The sequence below is a fragment of the Halococcus saccharolyticus DSM 5350 genome (genome assembly GCF_000336915.1).
GTDB lineage: Archaea > Halobacteriota > Halobacteria > Halobacteriales > Halococcaceae > Halococcus > Halococcus saccharolyticus.
This window is the reverse complement of record NZ_AOMD01000034.1, coordinates 81321-97726: the sequence shown is the minus strand read 5'-3', so window position 1 is coordinate 97726 and position 16406 is coordinate 81321. Positions and strand designations below refer to the sequence as shown.

The 16406-nt window shown below is 63.2% G+C and carries 13 protein-coding genes, 1 tRNA gene and 1 pseudogene; 6 read left to right on the top strand and 9 right to left on the bottom strand.

Annotated elements, in window-relative coordinates; all coding sequences use genetic code 11:
• The 4 genes and pseudogenes from C449_RS17240 to C449_RS17220 all read right to left on the bottom strand — a co-directional run.
• Window positions 1–485: pseudogene (locus C449_RS17240) on the bottom strand (NADP-dependent malic enzyme); the annotation flags it as partial.
• Window positions 486–787: 302 nt separating this feature from the next.
• A complete protein-coding gene (locus tag C449_RS17235) occupies window positions 788–1552 on the bottom strand; it encodes an IclR family transcriptional regulator (RefSeq protein ID WP_049914413.1) in 765 nt (254 codons plus the stop codon).
• 1149 nt (window positions 1553–2701) lie between these two features.
• Window positions 2702–3148: a universal stress protein gene (locus tag C449_RS17225; protein ID WP_006079330.1), complete on the bottom strand. Its 447-nt coding sequence runs from the start codon at window positions 3146–3148 to the stop codon at window positions 2702–2704.
• Window positions 3149–3277: 129 nt separating this feature from the next.
• Window positions 3278–4483: an MFS transporter gene (locus tag C449_RS17220; protein ID WP_049914412.1), complete on the bottom strand. Its 1206-nt coding sequence runs from the start codon at window positions 4481–4483 to the stop codon at window positions 3278–3280.
• A gap of 286 nt (window positions 4484–4769) precedes the next feature.
• Here C449_RS17220 and C449_RS17215 point away from each other — a divergent pair, with 286 nt between their 5' ends.
• The 4 genes from C449_RS17215 to C449_RS17200 all read left to right on the top strand — a co-directional run bounded on the left by C449_RS17215 (window position 4770) and on the right by C449_RS17200 (window position 9234).
• Entirely contained in the window at window positions 4770–6116 is a 1347-nt protein-coding gene (locus tag C449_RS17215) for an NRAMP family divalent metal transporter (protein ID WP_006079328.1), read from the top strand.
• Between the two features lies 1 nt (window position 6117).
• A complete protein-coding gene (locus tag C449_RS17210; protein ID WP_006079327.1) occupies window positions 6118–6669 on the top strand; it encodes a hypothetical protein in 552 nt (183 codons plus the stop codon).
• A 166-nt stretch (window positions 6670–6835) separates the two neighbouring features.
• Window positions 6836–7519, top strand: coding sequence for a thiaminase II (gene tenA / locus C449_RS17205; RefSeq protein ID WP_006079326.1), 684 nt, complete (start codon window positions 6836–6838; stop codon window positions 7517–7519).
• Window positions 7519–9234, top strand: coding sequence for a sodium:solute symporter family transporter (locus C449_RS17200; RefSeq protein ID WP_006079325.1), 1716 nt, complete (start codon window positions 7519–7521; stop codon window positions 9232–9234). Before tenA ends, C449_RS17200 begins: the two co-directional genes overlap by 1 nt.
• Before the next feature lie 43 nt (window positions 9235–9277).
• Here the strand turns inward: C449_RS17200 and C449_RS17195 are convergent, their stop codons facing one another.
• From C449_RS17195 to C449_RS17185, 3 genes are all read right to left on the bottom strand, one after another.
• Window positions 9278–11188: an ABC transporter ATP-binding protein gene (locus C449_RS17195; RefSeq protein WP_006079324.1), complete on the bottom strand. Its 1911-nt coding sequence runs from the start codon at window positions 11186–11188 to the stop codon at window positions 9278–9280.
• Between the two features lie 507 nt (window positions 11189–11695).
• Window positions 11696–11767 (bottom strand) — tRNA-Thr (locus C449_RS17190).
• 43 nt (window positions 11768–11810) lie between these two features.
• Complete coding sequence (locus C449_RS17185) at window positions 11811–12506, bottom strand: DUF7114 family protein (protein ID WP_006079323.1); 696 nt, start codon at window positions 12504–12506, stop codon at window positions 11811–11813.
• 59 nt (window positions 12507–12565) lie between these two features.
• Here C449_RS17185 and C449_RS17180 point away from each other — a divergent pair, with 59 nt between their 5' ends.
• Together C449_RS17180 and C449_RS17175 are read left to right on the top strand one after the other, a co-directional pair.
• Complete coding sequence (locus C449_RS17180; RefSeq protein ID WP_006079322.1) at window positions 12566–13258, top strand: enoyl-CoA hydratase/isomerase family protein; 693 nt, start codon at window positions 12566–12568, stop codon at window positions 13256–13258.
• A gap of 68 nt (window positions 13259–13326) precedes the next feature.
• Complete coding sequence (locus C449_RS17175; protein ID WP_006079321.1) at window positions 13327–14283, top strand: phosphotransferase family protein; 957 nt, start codon at window positions 13327–13329, stop codon at window positions 14281–14283.
• A gap of 44 nt (window positions 14284–14327) precedes the next feature.
• On the opposite strand, the gene C449_RS17170 is transcribed toward C449_RS17175, so the two are convergent.
• Both C449_RS17170 and C449_RS17165 read right to left on the bottom strand, forming a co-directional pair.
• Window positions 14328–15707: a hypothetical protein gene (locus C449_RS17170; protein WP_241430143.1), complete on the bottom strand. Its 1380-nt coding sequence runs from the start codon at window positions 15705–15707 to the stop codon at window positions 14328–14330.
• A 334-nt stretch (window positions 15708–16041) separates the two neighbouring features.
• Entirely contained in the window at window positions 16042–16404 is a 363-nt protein-coding gene (locus C449_RS17165; RefSeq protein ID WP_006079319.1) for a hypothetical protein, read from the bottom strand.
• Window positions 16405–16406 lie beyond the last annotated feature (2 nt).

Sequence of the window (16406 nt, the reverse complement as noted above, 5' to 3'; positions counted from 1 at the left end):
TTGATGCCGCCGAAGGTGGGCTCCATCGCCTCGACAGTTCGAATGATCTCCTGAGGGTCTGCCTCGTCGAGTTCGATGTCGAAGACGTCGATGTCGGCGAAGCGTTTGAACAGCACGCCTTTGCCCTCCATCACCGGCTTGGAGGCCTGCGCACCGATATCCCCGAGGCCCAACACGGCGGAGCCATTGGAGATCACACCCACCATGTTGCCCTTCGCGGTGTAGGTGTAGGCGTCGTCGGGATCGGCAGCGATCTCCTCACACGCTGCCGCCACCCCCGGCGAGTACGCCAGCGAGAGGTCCCGTTGGGTGTTCGTGGGTTTGGTNTCGGGATCGGCAGCGATCTCCTCACACGCTGCCGCCACCCCCGGCGAGTACGCCAGCGAGAGGTCCCGTTGGGTGTTCGTGGGTTTGGTAGTGGCGATCTCGATCTTGCCCGGCGGTTCCTGTCGGTGGTACTCCAGCGAGTCCTCGTCTAGTCCCATGCCCGGAGCCTCTCCGTTGAGCAGTAAAAAGATATCCCATCGTTGTTGACGTAGATCGTTATTGTTCTGGATCAGAGAGCACTCGTATTTGACTCAGTGTACCCTCAACGGTTTGTCAGTCGTGGAGAGTATTCAAGGGATTTCTGAACACCAAGTCATCGTGAGAGTCGACCGTTTCCTCGGTCGAAACACTAACATTTGTTCTCGATTTAACCGGACGTAAATGAAGAGTACACGGCGTGTCGGCTTCTGTTATCTCCTTCGAAAAGGCTGTTTCCGATAGGGAAGCGGCCTAGTGGTGTTTAATCGTACGCCACGTTGAGTTCGATGACGTTCTGTACGTCCAGAATCAACTGTGGTAGTTTGCCCAGGCTATCTCGTTTCAGACGACTCCGTGGACCAGAGACGCTGATAGCTCCCAGCGCGGTACCGTCCGGGTCCGTGATCGGTGCCGCCACGCAACAGAGCCCTTTCAATCGCTCCTCGCGGTCGTACGCCCATCCTTGCTCCCTGATCGATTGGAGCTCGTCGAGCAAATCAGCCTCGTCAGTGATTGTATACTCCGTCATCCGTGGAAGACCGTGGCGCTCGATGATATCGGTCACTCGTTCGTCAGAAAACCCCGCGAGGATCGCTTTGCCCATCGCCGTCGTGTGGAGATACACTTCACGACCAGCGTGAGTATCGAGATTCACCGCTCGGCTGCTGTCGGCTCTGTAAAGGAATATCCCACGTCCCTGTTCTTCGACCAGCAGGTTCGCCATTTCGCCGGATTCTTCGGCTAACCGCTGTATCTCCGGCTTTGCAGTTTCGTAGATCTTCCGCCGTCGGCGTGCTCCCACACCGAGACTCAACAGTCGGAGTCCAGTGTAGTACATATCATTGTCTCCTTTGATCACGTACCGCTCCTCTTCGAGCGTCTTGAGGTGCTTGTATACGCTACTTTTGGAGATATCCAACCGGTTCGCGATCTCGGTGACACCGGCTCCCTCCAGTTCGTGAAGGGTTTCGATGATCTTGAACGAGGTCGTCGTCGTCTTCACCCGCATTTCGTTTTTCGATGTCATCGTTTCTCTACTAGCACACCGTGCGTCAGGGTACAAAAGTATTGTTCTTAATGGACGAAAGAGCACGGTTCGCATTGTCGTTCCGTCCTCGACCATCAGTCACGAACGTCTCGACAGCACCGCGTGTTTCAGTGGAATCGAACTCATTCGACGGTCGAACAGGATGAAAAGCTTCGACAGTCCACGAACGAGTTCGTCGTACGAGACAACCTGGGAACCGGTTCACGCTCACTGGTTCAACTGTTGTGCAGGTCCACCCACTCCGTAACAATACTACCTGTGTTACGAAATGGCCCGGCGCAGAAAGTTGTTCATAGAGTAAGAGTATAATTAGAAGTGATAGCCCAGATATGATCGAGTCAGATCAGGAAATTAGTGGGCACAGCGCTGGCGTTTTATCAATCAAACAGTAGAGATCAGAGACAGATCGATTGCATATCGTCATGCATCCGGGAGCTGCCATCTTTTCCGATTTCGACCCGATGCACGAGGTTTAAAACGGTTCTGAGCGCCATTCGCCACGAACTGTATGATCTCCACGAGAGTAGGTTGTGGAACATATCGGTGGACCCCACAGGCAAAGACTATTCTCTATTGGTGGTAGAAAATGGCCGTTTGGTAGAAGAGAATCTAGACAGAAGATATGAGTTGATGATTTTTTACCGGATCGATGCTCGACACCACAGAGACCATTACAGGCCTCGTGTCGCATCGGGGCGATCCTGTAACTGATCGAGATTAAATGGCCATATCGAGGGTTCTAAGGGACGATATCGGCGAAAGTAAGGGGCAGTGATGGATCAGTGTCCTCGGATCGATAGCGTATTTCCGAAATACGAACACACGTTTCTTCCGCTGGCACTTGCAGTAACGGTGGTTCACACGACGACCGTTCGTTGGCTGGACGATACGAGCCACGATAATGGAAATGGCCGGCAACGGCTTCATCCACGAGACGAAGGGTGGGAGATCACTACCTGCTCGCTTGCCGCGGAACCGTCTCGACTGCGATCCCGCTGTCGGATTCGAGAGCCGTCGGCAGGTATCGTCGAATCAGCCGGACACGTCGGTAGCCGCCCGGGAGCGACTCACCGATCCGTCCGTAGCGAACACGATGACCTCGATCGTGTGACGGGCCAGCGGTGAACCTCAAACGGTGGTGATCGTGACCGTGCCATCGAACTTGAGCAGGACCGACTGAGCGAGGTCACCGAACAGCGCCTTCCCCGTCGGCGAGCGTTTCCGGCCCTGGATGAAGAGGTGGTCACAGTCCTTTTCGTAAGCGGTCTCCAGGATCTTCTCTTCCTTGTCACCGAGGATGCCGATAGCCTCGAACTCAACCGAGAGCCCTTCGAAGGCCTCGCGACCGATATCCTCCGCGAACTGACGGGCCCCCTCACGCGCCCGATCGAGACTGTACGTTGCGTCCCGGTCGGAAACGTCCGCCAGCGAACTCGCGTGCTCGCTGAACTCACTTTGAGTGGTGACGTGTACCAAGAACAGTTCGGCTCCGACGCCGGCGGCGAGTTCGCCGGCCTCTCGCACGAGTTCCTTCGTCGCTTCGGTTCCCTCAACGACAACGAGCGCACGCTCCATGGCGAACGGTTCGTGGGAAGCCGTCCTAAACGTATCGGTCGTTGCAGTCCTCGCTTCGAGAGAGCTGTTGCACATATGTCGGCGAACGAACCGTGGCCACGGCGGTTCCGAGATGGCTCGAAGTGGTCGCTACGAGGCACGATACACGAGGAGCGCGACACCACCTCCGAGCAGGACCACGCTACCGACGCCGGCAAGTACCGTGGGATACCCGATCAGGCCGTTGCCGAGCGACACCGAGGCGGCGGTCGTGAACGCGACCGGACCGACGGTCTGACCGAGTCGGAGCATACTCGTCCGGACGCTCATCATACCGGCGCGGAGCCGTCCCGGCACGAGACCGATCACCGTGCTGTCGAGCGACGGCGTGATGAGCCCGACGCCCACACCGAAGCCGAGCAGACAGACGATCACGATCGGGAGCGAGGGGCCCGTTGCGAGCCCGAGCAGCGAGAGGCCGTACCACCCAAATCCGACGGCGATCAGGGTCGGCGAAGCGTAGTGTCCGGAGAGACGGCCGTACTGGGTGTTGACCACCGCGCTCGCGACCGCCAGTGCGGCGAGGAAGAGTCCGATACGGCCACTCGCGAGACCGTAGGCGTCGCCCAGCACGAGCGGCATCGCGGTCAACAGTCCGTAGAACACGAAGAAGTGCGTGAAGACGGTGGCGTGGACTGCGAGGGCGCGCGGGTACGACAGCACCTCGCGCATTCCCTGGAGGTACGCCCGGATCGATTGTCGATCGTCGATGACCGGCTCGTCGAGAACGAACAGCGCGTAACAGCCGACGAGGACGGCGACACCGAAGAAGAGAAACGGTATCTCCCACCGGATCGTCGCGAGCGCCCCGCCGAGGAGCGGAAAGATCGCGCCGCTGGTGCCGATCGCGCCGCCGTTGATTCCGATGGCGGTGCTGCGGCGCGGGTCGTCGTAGTAGTCCCCGATCAGCGTGATCGCGAGCATGATGAGCGCGCTGCCGCCGATTCCCTGGAGGACCCTGAGGGCGAGTACCGCCCGAAAGTTCGGTGCGAACGCGATCGCCGACCCCGCGACGCCGAACAGCACGAGAAGCGGGACCAGGGTCCGCCGCCGGCCGAACCGATCGGCCGCGATCCCGACGAACGGGGTCAAGACGACGCCCGGGAGGGTGAACGCCGGGACGATCAACCCGACAGCGGCGTCGCCGACACCGAAAACGCCCTTCAATTGGGGGAGGACCGGTGTGAGCAACGAAACGCCCATGATCCCGATCATCGAACTCGCGAGCACCACCCGGAAGTTCGCCGACCACGGCAACACGCCGGACTGCATCCCTTTCTCGGTGCTTGCGCTCATCGTCCCCCGGTTCGCGTCGGTCGTTCGTTCATGAGTTCACCAGTCGTCGCCGTCGACGATCGTCGATCGACGGGTCGGATCGAGCGGTGCTTCCGATCGATGGGAGTTAGTTGTTTGGGTCCGATATCGTCCGGAGGGAGATGGTCGATCCGTACCGGTTCCGAGAGATGTCATCTCGATTCGCTGCACGTAACCGTCACATGTCGATGTCGCAAGCGCTAATTACTGGCAGATAGTATCGAGTGATATACCAATGAACGACGACGAGTTCCTCGGGTGCGTCTGAATGGCCACGATCGAACGCGTCCGCGGCTACACCGCGGAGATCGGGCCGGCGTGGCTCGCAGGGGCGATCGCCGCCGGTCCAGCGACGATGGCCAGCCTCATCGCCGGCGGAGCGGGCTTTGGCTACACTCTCCTCTGGGTCGCCGTGCTCTCGGCAGTGCTCGGCGCGCTCTCGCAGTATCTCGCGATGCGGCTCGGACTGCTGACCGAGGCGGGTATCGTCTCGGTCGTCGAGGAACACCTCGGAGACGGATGGGCGTGGCTGCTCGTCGCCGACACGGTGCTGGCCGCCGGATTAGCGCAGTTGGTCATCATGAAGACGGTCGCCGGCGTCTCCGCGACGATCACCGGGATCGACGCCCGGGTCTGGGCGGTCGTCTGGGGGCTCGTGCTCGCCGTCGGGCTCGCCAGCGGCGGCTATCACATCGCCGAGCTCGGCGCGAAGGTGCTCGTCTCGCTCGTCGTTCTCGCCTTCGTCGCCTCGCTGTTCATCGTGCCCATCGATCTCTCGGCGGCGGCCGGCGGACTCGTACCACGGATTCCCGCCGGCGTGGACGGCGCGCTCGTCGCCGCGGGCGTTCTCGGCGGCGCGGTCCACATCACGCTCGTGACGATGCAGTCGTACACGATGGCGGCGCGCGGCTGGACCCGCGAGGAGTTCGGTCTCGCGCGCTTCGACGTCATCGTCTCGATGTTGGGTGCGTTCGGCGTCTACAGCCTCGCCATCTTCCTCGTGGCCGCGTCGGTGCTCCACGGACCGAACGTCGCGGCCGGCGAGCTGACCGCGACCGCGGCCGCACAGGCGCTCGGACCGCTCGTCGGCGAGTCCGCCAGCTGGCTGTTCCTGCTCGGTCTCTGGGGTGCAGCCATCTCGACGCTCGGCGCGAACACGGTCGTCCCGCCGTACCTCCTCGCGGACAAGCTAGGGTGGGAGCGCGACGTCGCCGATCCGCGATACCGGGCGGCCGTCGTCGCCGTCGCGCTCGCCGGCATCGCTGGCGTGTTCGTCGGCGGGGAGGTCTTCCCGCTGCTCGTCCTGACGCTCGCGTTCGGGCTCGTCGGGACACCGTTCGCGCTCGCACTCGTCCTCTACCTGCTCAACGACCGGCAGGCGGTCCCGGAGACGAACCCGACGGTCGCCAACGTCGGCGGCGTGGTGCTCATCGGCGTGACCGCCGTCACGGCGGGGTCGTTCCTCCGAGAACAGATCGCGGGCGGGTTGACACCAGTCACGCTGTTCGTTCTCGTCTTCGCCGCCGTTCTCGGGACCGCGACGCTGCTGTTGCTCGCGCTGTTCGTCCGCGAACAGTTCGGCAGCGCCAGCACAACCGTCGAGTCGGCAGGCTGAGATGACTGATCTTCCGTTTCCGCTCGCCGGAACGACACTCGTGACTGGCCCATCGAACGTGGGCAAGACGCGCTTGACTGCCCGTGCGCTCGACGCGTGGATCGACGAGCACGGAACGGACGGGGTCGTAATTCTCGATTTCGCCCCCGAAGTTCGACGGGACGGCCGGCTGCTCGGTGGGTTCCTGACACGATTCACCGACGTGCCGGACGACGTTTGGTACGAGCGCCTCGACGCCCACGCACCACGGGCGTCCGGCGCGACGGTTTCCGCGGCGCTCGATCTCGCGACGGAAAACGCCCGACAGTCGAAACGGATGGTGGAGTCGGCTCCCGCCGATCCGTGTGCGGTCTTCGTCAACGATGCTACCATCCCATTTCAAGCCGGCCAGTTCGATCCAACGGCGTTACTGTCATACTGTGACGGTGTGGAGGTGGCGGTTTGCAACGCCTTCGAGAGCGATGATCTCGGTGTCGACGACGGCATCTCTCGCAACGAGCGCGCCGCCCTCGACACGCTGCGATCGTGGGCGGATCGCGTCGTCGAACGCTGATCGACGGGCAGCGTTCCGTAGTGTCGCGTCAGCGGTGTTTGCAGTGCTATCGTCGTTCCGATCCTTGCTGCACTCGACGAAGTCATCCCTTCGAAGCACGTTGTGTCGTTCGCTCTCGCAGAATTATTCGATAGTTATATCACTCGCGAATCCTACCGTTCAACCAATGCGCTTCAGCGATCACCTCGTCGAAAACGAAGCGGAGCTCTGGGCGGCACAGAAAGACCATTCGTTCGTCCGCGAGTTGGCCGATGGAACGCTCGACGAAGCGGCGTTCCGCACGTGGCTCGAACAGGACTACCGGTATCTCCTCGATTACGCGCGCACCTTCGCCGTGCTCGGCACGAAAGCGCGTGATGAGGCGACGATGGCCCACTGCTTCGACGTCGCGGGGACGATCGTCGCCGAGGAGATGGACCTTCACCGAGAGTTCGCGGCCGAATACGGGCTCACTCCCGAAGATCTCGCCGCCGTCGAGAAGGCACCGACCTGCGTCGCCTACACGAACTACCTGCTGCGAACCGCCCGCGAACGCCCGCTCGGGGTCGGTGCGGCCGCCATCTACCCCTGTGGCCAGGGGTATCTCGACATCGCCGAGCACATGGCAGAACTGGCCGACGACGAGCACCGCTACACCCCGTTCATCACGAAGTACACGAGCGAGGAGTTCCGCGAGTCCGTGGCATGGATGCGCGAACTGGTGGATCGGTGTGCCGAGCACGATCCCTCGCTCCACGACGAGATGGAGGCGGCGTTTCGGCGGAGCGCCCAGTTAGAGCACGCCTTCTGGGAGATGGCCTACACCGAGGAGTCGTGGCCGCACGCACGCCAGATGCGAGAGGACGCCTGATGGTCGGGACCGCGCTCGCACTCGGGGTCACGGTGGCAATGCTCGCGGCCATGACTACCCTCGGGGTCGCTCACTCGCGCACGCGCATGCTGTCGGTCGAGGACTACATCAGCGCCCGCAACTCGGCGGATTCGGGGACCACGGCGGCCACGCTGATCGCGTCGGGAATGGGTGCGTGGATACTGTTCAGCCCCGCGGAGGCGGGCGCGGCCTTCGGGGGTCTCGCTGCGGCGGCCGGCTACGCCGTTGGCAGCGCCGTCCCGCTCCTCCTGTTCGTCTCGGTCGGCGTCCGTCTCCGCGAGTATCTCCCACAGGGTCACTCGCTGACCGAGTACGTCTACGCGCGCTACGGAACCTGGATGTACGGCTACGCCCTGCTGATAGCGGTGTTCTACATGTTCATCTCGCTCGCGGCGGGGATGACGGCCGCCGCGGACGCGCTCGCGTTCGTCGCCGGCGTGCCGGGATGGGTCACCGCCAGCGTCATCGGCGGCTTCGTGCTCGTCTACACCGGCTACGGGGGCCTCGTGGCGAGCATCTTCACCGACACGGTCCAGACGCTCGTTATCCTGCCGCTGCTCACCCTCAGTTTCGCGGCAGTCGTCGTCGGGCTCGGTGGCACCGGCGAAATCCATCGCGCCATCGTGGCTTCGAACCCGCACCTGCTCGATCCGGGCTTCGTTCCCGGCCTCGCGTTCGGGGGCTACGTGGTGATCGCCATCACCGGTGCGAGCGTCTTCAACCAGGGCCGCTGGCAGCGCGTCTTCGCCGCCGCGGACGACGACGCGCTCCGCCGTGGCTTCGCCGTCGCGGCGGTCGTCACCGTCCCGATGATCCTTCTGGCGGGGCTGCTCGGCGTCGCGGCGGCCGGACTCGGGCTGATCGGGGACGCGGGACCGAGCGTCGCGCTGTTCGTCGTCGTGGCTGCAGCGCTCCCCGAGTGGGCGACGCTCGGGGTCGTCGTTCTCGTGGTCTTGCTCGTGACGAGCACGGCCGACACGCTGTTCAACGGACTCGCGAGCATCGTCACCGCCGACCTCTCGCGCGTGCTCGACGATCCCGACGAACGAACCCTCCAGTACGCCGCCCGCGGGTTGACGATCATCGTCGCCCTTGCCGCCATCGTCGTCGGTGCACAGGGCTACTCGGTGCTCGAACTGTTCTTGCTCGCGGACCTCCTCGGAGCAGCGACGTTCGTCCCCTTCCTCCACGGCCTCTACTCCGGCCGGGCGACCGAGTCCGGTGCCTTGCTCGCCAGCACTGCCGGACTCCTCGTCGGTCTCGCCTACTTCCCGACGTTCCACGCCGCGCTGGTCGGGCTCCCTGTCGTCGGGCCGCTGCTTCCTGGTGGCTCGTTCATCCACTCGTTCGCCGGGGCGGCGGGAGTCTCGTCAGTCATCGCAGTGCTCTCCGCACGGCTGAGTGACGGTCGCTTCGACCTCGACAGCCTCGCTGCCGAGGTCCACTCGCTCGACGACACATCCGGCGATCCCGTGGCCGACGGCGGCCGAGAGGAGACCACGCCTGGCGGCAATAGAGGGCGAAACGATGATTCTCGGTCCACTCGCGTTCGCGGTGCTCGTCTGGGGCAGTCTCGCAGCGGTCGTGGTCGTTTTCGCTCAGTTACTCCGGGTCGTTCTCCGCGAGACACGGCTCGGGACAGGTTCGTCGATCCGAGACCAAACGAGATCGTAGCCGATCAGGCAGTGTGTTAGCGGTCGAAGATTCGGATAACAGACGCGTGAACCAGATATTGGTTCAGTCGTCGTCCGCTTCCAGACCGATCTCTGCGGGACCTCTCGACTGAGACTGCCACAGTTCGGCGTATGCACTGTCGGCCGCGAGGAGATCGGCGTGCGTCCCGCGTTCGGTGATGGTTCCGTCGTCGACGACAACGATACGGTCCGCGTCCTGGATCGTCGAGAGTCGGTGGGCGATGACGAACGCCGTCCGGTCGGCGGTGAGCCGTGCGAGACTCTGTTGGATCCGTTCTTCGGTTTCGGTGTCGACGTCGGAGGTCGCCTCGTCGAGGACGATGATCGCGGGATCGTTGAGCAGCGCCCGGGCGATGGCGATGCGCTGGCGCTGGCCGCCCGAGAGCTTCACCCCGCGCTCGCCGATCTGGGTATCGTAGCCCTCGGGGAGGTCGGTGATGAACTCGTGTGCTTCGGCCGCCATTGCGGCCTCGCGCACCTGCTCGTCGGTACTGCCCTCTTCGAGCGCCGTGTCGAGCGCGTCGGTCGTGCCGTACGCGATGTTCTCCCTCACCGTTCCCGAGAAGAGATACGGGTTCTGCTCGACGATACCGATCGACTCACGAAGTGCCTGGATATCGTACTCGCGGACATCGGTTCCGTCGACGCTTACGGCTCCCGCATCGGTGTCGTGAAATCGTGGGATCAGCTTCAGCAGCGTCGACTTGCCAGCCCCGGTCGGACCGGCGAGACCGATCGTCTCGCCCGGATCGACGTCGAGCGAGAGGTTCGAGATGACCGGTTCGCCATCCTCGTAGCCGAACGTCACGTCGTCGAACGTCACCCGTCCATCGACCCGTTCGGGGACGTGGCCGTTCTCCGGCGAGGCGATGGCGGGATCGTGGCTCAACACGCCGAAAACCCGCTCGGCGCTCGATTTGGCGAGCTGGTACTTGTTGGCGGTCTTCCCGATCCGGCGCATCGGCGAGTAGAGCCGTCTGATGTAGAGGAACACGCCGGCGAAGGCACCGACCGAGACCGCACCGGGGGCATCAGTGATGACACCACGACCACCGACATAGAGCACGGCCACGAAGACGACGCCTGTGAGCACTCGGAGGCTGGAGAAAAACGCCCGCCGAATCCTGATCGCACTCACCTGCTCGTCGTGGTAGCGTTCGCTCTCGGCGGCGACGCGGTCACGCTCGAATTCGTAGCGATTGAACGATTTGATGACCGGCGCACCGCTCAAGTTGTTTTCGAGGCGGACGCTGAGCCGCGCGACGGTCTCCCGGATGGCCCGGTATCGCGGCTCGACCCGGTGGAGAAAGCCCGCACTCGCCAGTCCGATGATCGGGACCGGCGCGAGCGCGATGAGTGCCAACGTCGGCGACTGAACGTAGAGGATGGCACCGATACCGCCAACGATGGCGACGACGCGGATGATCTGGCGGAGTTCGGTGTTGAGAAACCGTTCGAGCCGGTTGATATCGCTATTGAGGATCGACATCATCCCGCCGGTCTGGTGGTTCGCGAAAAAGGCCATCGAGAGGTGCTGCATGTGGTCGTAAGCGTCGTTGCGGAGGTCGCGCTGGATCTTCTGGGCCGTCGATTCGAGGAGGTATCGCGAGACGAACCGCGTCACCGACCGGACGACGTACGCGAGCGCCGCGATGGCGACGAGGCGTTCGAGGACGGCGAGCTGTCCTGCCTGTGCGTCGATGATCCCACCCGGCAGCAGTCCGAACCGCACCAGCAGGCCGGAACCACCCGAAGAACGGACGATCAGATCGATGGCGGCAGCGACGATGAGCGGCGGAACGAGGCGTGCGATGCGAGTCAACAGGGACGCACCCACGCCGACAGTAAGCCGCTTCCAGTAGGGAACGGCATAGCCGAACAGCCCCACCATCGGGTGCCCGTCGACTTCGTTGCGGATGTCCTCGAAGCCACCGTGTTCGTCCTCCGACGGCATTGTCCGCACGAGGCAATCGACACAGAAGTATTCGTTCGTTTCCCAACGAGACACCCACTCATTCCACAATACTCAGCGGTCAATACGGCTCATTGGATGTATGGAATTTCCATCTTGTTGAGCAGTTAGTCAAACATTTCACAACTAACGCTCGCTATGAAACAATCAGACAACAGGAGATCAGATATAATGAATTGGAGATTTCTTATATCAGCCGAGAATTTTATTCTGAAGATATGGCTTTTGAAGGACTCCGAAGGGCTGAAACCGGCCTGATATCAAATATAACTTATTTTCTCGATGTATATCAGTTTGATTATTTCTGTTCTGGGTCGCTGATCAGAGTAAGATTGTTCTTACTGACCAGATTCTTCACTAAGATATCGCTCACTGGTCACACATTTGGTGAGTGGGATAGCGGCCCTGCTCACGTGTGTTGGAGAGTATCCAGAAAGAGCCCGTTCGACAGAGCCACCGCTCCGGCAGGAGTCTGGGAGAAATCCAGAAAGCCTAGGCCGGGATTTGAACCCGGGGTCTCGTCCTTACCAAGGACGCGCTTTACCGCTAAGCTACCCAGGCAGGCACCTGTGAGTACCGCCGACCCGTGTTTATCCGTTTCGATTCACGAGTCGGTCGCAGATGGGCGGACACCCTCACCGGAGACGGCGGGAGCAGCCGAAAACGCCCGAAGCGATTCGCGTACCGACGCGCCGAACACCGTCTCCGGAGTCGGCAGCCCATCGTCCGTCCTCGCGAGGGCGGCGACGAACTCACGACACTCGGTCGAGGGGGGTGCGCCGACGGCCGTCGTGCCCGCGACCGCGGCAAGTTCGAACACGTCGGCTTCGAGACTGGTGTCGAGCGCCGTTTCGGCCGCCGATCGGCGGCGCGTCTGATCGCGGCCGAAGCTCCGCACCGTCTCGACGGCGGTGCCGGCGGCCTCGGTCCGTGCGAGCAGATGGAACCCACGAGCAACCAGCACGTCCGCCACGAGCACGTCGACGTTGGCTCCCGTCTCGACGTCGGGATCGAAGGTGGTGTCGGCACCCTCGTCGGTGGCACCCTCCCACGGTGGATCGGTGGCGAGCGCGCGCGTCAGTCGAAGGCCTTCGTAGATGAGCTGTGTTCCGGCAGCGCGCTCGGCGACGGTATCGAACGCGACCGATTCGTCGGCCGCGCGCGCACACGCTACTGCGAGGACGCCGGGCGTCATCGACCCTTCATCGAGCACGGCCCCGACGGCGTCACCGAACCGTTCGGGACCGACGTCGCGGACGGCCTCCCGCGCGGCACGTCGGACTTGGGAGGCTTCCTCCATCACCCGAAAATAGCCGCGGGGAGGGCAAAGGCCTTTGGAAAGCGTACCCAGCGTCGGCCATGATCGAGACGACCGCCGAGGCAGACGTCACGTACGTCACCGTCGATCGACCCCACCGACGCAACGCGCTAACACCGGACGGCCTCGATGCGCTCCAGGCTGCCATCGAGGAGTGCGAGACGCCCGTCATCTGTCTCCACGGCGCGGGCTCCGCGTTCTGTGCCGGCGCTGATCTCGATGTCGTTGCCGACCTCGATCACGAGGAAGCGACCGCGTTCGCCGAACAGGGCCAGCGGGTCGCGAGAGTCATCGAAGAGTCGACGGCAGTCGTGGTCGCGGCGATCGACGGTGCGGCGCGCGGCGGTGGCGTCGAACTCGCGCTCGCCTGTGATCTCCGGGTCGCCACCCCGAACGCCACGTTCGCCGAAACGGGAGTGCGGCTCGGGCTGTTCGGCGCGTGGGGCGGCACACATCGCCTTCCACGAGTCGTTGGCGAGGGCAACGCGATGGACCTCGCACTCTCGGGACGGACTGTCGACACCGAGGAAGCGCTCAGAATGGGGCTGGTTTCGCGCATCAGCGACGATCCGTCCGAAGTCGCTCGTGAGGTAGCAGCGAGCGATCCCGTTGCACTCGAACGACTACAACCACTACTGCGACAGCAGGGGACCGCCGCTGACCGCGAACGTGCCGAACGTGAGGTGTTCGCAGCCCTCGTCACGCGGAACGCCGGGACGCTCCGCGACGGCTGAGAATTGCTGAACGAGAGGCACCCTCGCACCACCACAAGAGCCATTCCGAACACGCATCACCGACGGACATGGACGACCGAGTCGCAACGGTTCTCGGTGATGGGTTCCCAGGACACGAGGTCGACGAGGTGAGGTCCCCGGGACCATCGTGGAACGAGAAGAATCATACGGTCAGGGTCGATTTCGACGACGGAACAACGATCTACCTGAAAGTGGCCGTCGACGGCGACGGGACCCGCGTGGCTCGTGAACGCGCGGTCATCGCCTACGTCGGCGCGAACAGTCCGATTTCCGTGCCAAGGGTGGTGGCGAGCGCGACCGGCGACCCCGGACCGTATCTCGCGACCGCACCGGTCGGCGGACAAAATTTTCTGGAACTCTGGACTGACGCAGAAACCGCCGAACGGGCGTCACTGGCCCACGAAGTAGGAGAATCGCTCGCGTGCGTCCACGCCGAACGGTTCGAACGACACGGACACATCACCGGCGGGAGCGTGGACGGGCTCGATATCGATACCGGATCATGGACGGATATCCTTCTCAATAAAATCGCCGAAAAGCGTGAGATCGCCTCGTCGGAACGGTTCGACCACCACTTCGAGGAAGTCGCCGCGGCGGTCGAGGAGAACCGCGATCTGCTCGACGACGCACCGGCCGCCCTGCTTCACGGCGACGCCGCCAAGCCGAACTGTTTTCGCACCGATAGCCGCATAGGGTTTCTCGACTGGGAGATCGCCCACATCGGCGACCCAGCACGAGATGTCGTCCGCACCCGCGGGTATCTCGATACGCTCCGTGGCGACGGCCCGGCAGCAATCGTGGATAGCTTCCACGACGGCTACCGCGAACGGGCGGGCGGGCTTCCGGAGAGATTCGTGGATCGACGGCCGATCTACGAGGCCGTCCGATTTCTCGGCAACTCCGGGTTCTACGAGCGCCTCGTCGAGTTCACTGGCGAGTCCCGCGAAGAGACCGCGACCTGGATCGAGGACGGGATGGATCGACGGCTGGCCGCGATAGCGTAATCTGCTCTCCCGCCGATCGCGTCTCACGACGATCCTCTCGACGGTTACGAACGGAACTTCTCCCGCAGTATCGGTGGCAACGTCGCCATCACGTATGCGGTGATCGCGCCGAGACCGACCAGAACTCCCAATCCCGGCAATCCTGGACCGGGCGACGGTGGTTGGACAGTCGTATTTCGGATCGCCGGGACGTCGCTCGGTACGCCGAACTGACTGTCGATACGCTGGCTGGCGGTGCAGTCCGCGCCGTAGCCGACGTTTCGCGTCCGAACCGCTCTGACGTCGGCGGGACCCGCGTCGGGGATTCGGATACAGCTATCCGCGAGCAAGGAGTTCGGCCGCTCGGTGGACCCACGGACGGCTGGCGCGCTCGTCATCGATCCCCGTATCTCGATGTGGTCCATCCGTACAGCCTGCGAGCCCGGGGGTGCCGAATACGGACCCGCTCCCGGTGGGTCGATCACGATCGCCGGCGTTCCGTCGAGGTGGTTCGTCAGCCGACAGCGCCGCATCCGCCCCGCTCCAGCACTTCCGCGATAGACGACGAGTCCCGGGCATTTCTGCATCGCGTACGCCCGAACGTCCAGGTTTCTGAGCTGTGTTCCCGACTTGTCCAAGCCACCGGTCTCCAATCGTACGGCGCTTACGCCCTGGATTTCGCCGATCGTGAACGCGCCGGGATGGCTGTCGGGCCACCGCTGCGCATCGAGGACGATCGTGGCCCCATCGCAGAACGACTCCGCACCGCTGATCCGAACGGCCGTGTTGTTGTTGTTGACGAACCGGCCGCCGATCACCTGAACAGCACCCCTGGTTCGTGTGGCGTAGAGCCCGTTCTCCCACCCGTGAAGTACCGGATCGACGAACTGCACCACGCCCTCGTTCGCACGGCCGACGAACGCGCCGACGATACCGCCAGCGACGTGGTTCGGCGGTGGATCGGACCCCACCCAGGCGTGCGACCCGGCGTTGGTGCCGCCGCGTGCGTGCAGATCGTCGATCCGGATGCTCGCCGTTCGGTTCTCCGCGACCGGGCGCAACAGCGCGCCCTGGTCGTCGTCGACGGCCGCGGCCGTGCCACGGTAGGTGAGATCGCGGGCATCGATGTGGCCGTCGGTACTCAGAAGGACCGAGACGGCGGCCCGTCCGGCACGCTGATCGAACGTGAACCCCTCGAACAGCCCGCGCGAGAGGTCATGGATCTTCACCTCACAACGGAGATCGGGATCGAGTCGAAACGTGGCTCGGGGGCCGACGATACCGAAGTCTCCATCGGGCGAGATACTGAACCCATCCGAGAGGCGGTAGGTTCCGGGCGGGAAATCGAGGAGCACGCCGTCGAGATCACCGGCGGCGTCGGCTCGTTCGAGCGCCTCGTCGATCGGATCGTTCGGTCCGATGCCGAGATACTCGATTGCGCTCACGACGCGATCGAACGTCGGCGATCCCGATCGCTGTGCGACGTTTCGCTCGATCTGCGCGAGGGCACGGTATGCGGCTCGGGACGGCTGACCCGGGGTTTCGAACCGGCTACCGTCGCGAAGCGTCTCTTGCGTCCGTTTCGTCGCGGGATCGATAGTACCACTCGATTTTGCGACTCCCGCACTCACGAACGTTCCGCTGGCACCGATACCGACGCTACTTCGAAGAAACGCACGTCTGGTGGTCGGAAGATCTGATTTCGGCGGCCGATCGCTCACGGAACAGCTCTCCCGTCGTCGATTCGTGCGCTACTGTGCTCCTGTGCTATCACGACAGTCACACCTCCGGGACACCAAGAACGGAAAGCGAGACGATATCCAGAGTTCCGAGCACGTACAACGCGACGACGGAGACGAGCCAAGCGACGAATCCGAGCACGGCGGCGGTCGGCCAGCCGCTGGAGTACTGCAAAACGATAACGACGATCCAGACGACGAGTGCCGTCACGGGGCCAACGATCGGAACGCGACCGGCGTAGAAACTGATAACAGTCCACGCGACGGCCCCAGTTGCTGCGGTGAACAACGCATCCACGGGGCGTACCGTGTCATCGACGACGAATCGCACACCGGCGAAGATCGCGAGAGCGCCGACCAGCAGGCTCACCGCGAGTATGACGAGTGTATCGAGTATCGCCATCC

What these genes read in the sequence shown, in the direction of transcription:
- C449_RS17220 (WP_049914412.1), bottom strand. Translation starts at nt 4,483, where the DNA reads ATGAGCGCAAGCACCGAGAAAGGGATGCAGTCCGGCGTGTTGCCGTGG.
- C449_RS17210 (WP_006079327.1), top strand. Translation starts at nt 6,118, where the DNA reads ATGACTGATCTTCCGTTTCCGCTCGCCGGAACGACACTCGTGACTGGC.
- C449_RS17215 (WP_006079328.1), top strand. Translation starts at nt 4,770, where the DNA reads ATGGCCACGATCGAACGCGTCCGCGGCTACACCGCGGAGATCGGGCCG.
- C449_RS17235 (WP_049914413.1), bottom strand. Translation starts at nt 1,552, where the DNA reads ATGACATCGAAAAACGAAATGCGGGTGAAGACGACGACGACCTCGTTC.
- C449_RS17180 (WP_006079322.1), top strand. Translation starts at nt 12,566, where the DNA reads ATGATCGAGACGACCGCCGAGGCAGACGTCACGTACGTCACCGTCGAT.
- tenA (WP_006079326.1), top strand. Translation starts at nt 6,836, where the DNA reads ATGCGCTTCAGCGATCACCTCGTCGAAAACGAAGCGGAGCTCTGGGCG.
- C449_RS17200 (WP_006079325.1), top strand. Translation starts at nt 7,519, where the DNA reads ATGGTCGGGACCGCGCTCGCACTCGGGGTCACGGTGGCAATGCTCGCG.
- C449_RS17225 (WP_006079330.1), bottom strand. Translation starts at nt 3,148, where the DNA reads ATGGAGCGTGCGCTCGTTGTCGTTGAGGGAACCGAAGCGACGAAGGAA.
- C449_RS17175 (WP_006079321.1), top strand. Translation starts at nt 13,327, where the DNA reads ATGGACGACCGAGTCGCAACGGTTCTCGGTGATGGGTTCCCAGGACAC.
- C449_RS17185 (WP_006079323.1), bottom strand. Translation starts at nt 12,506, where the DNA reads ATGGAGGAAGCCTCCCAAGTCCGACGTGCCGCGCGGGAGGCCGTCCGC.
- C449_RS17165 (WP_006079319.1), bottom strand. Translation starts at nt 16,404, where the DNA reads ATGGCGATACTCGATACACTCGTCATACTCGCGGTGAGCCTGCTGGTC.
- C449_RS17195 (WP_006079324.1), bottom strand. Translation starts at nt 11,188, where the DNA reads ATGCCGTCGGAGGACGAACACGGTGGCTTCGAGGACATCCGCAACGAA.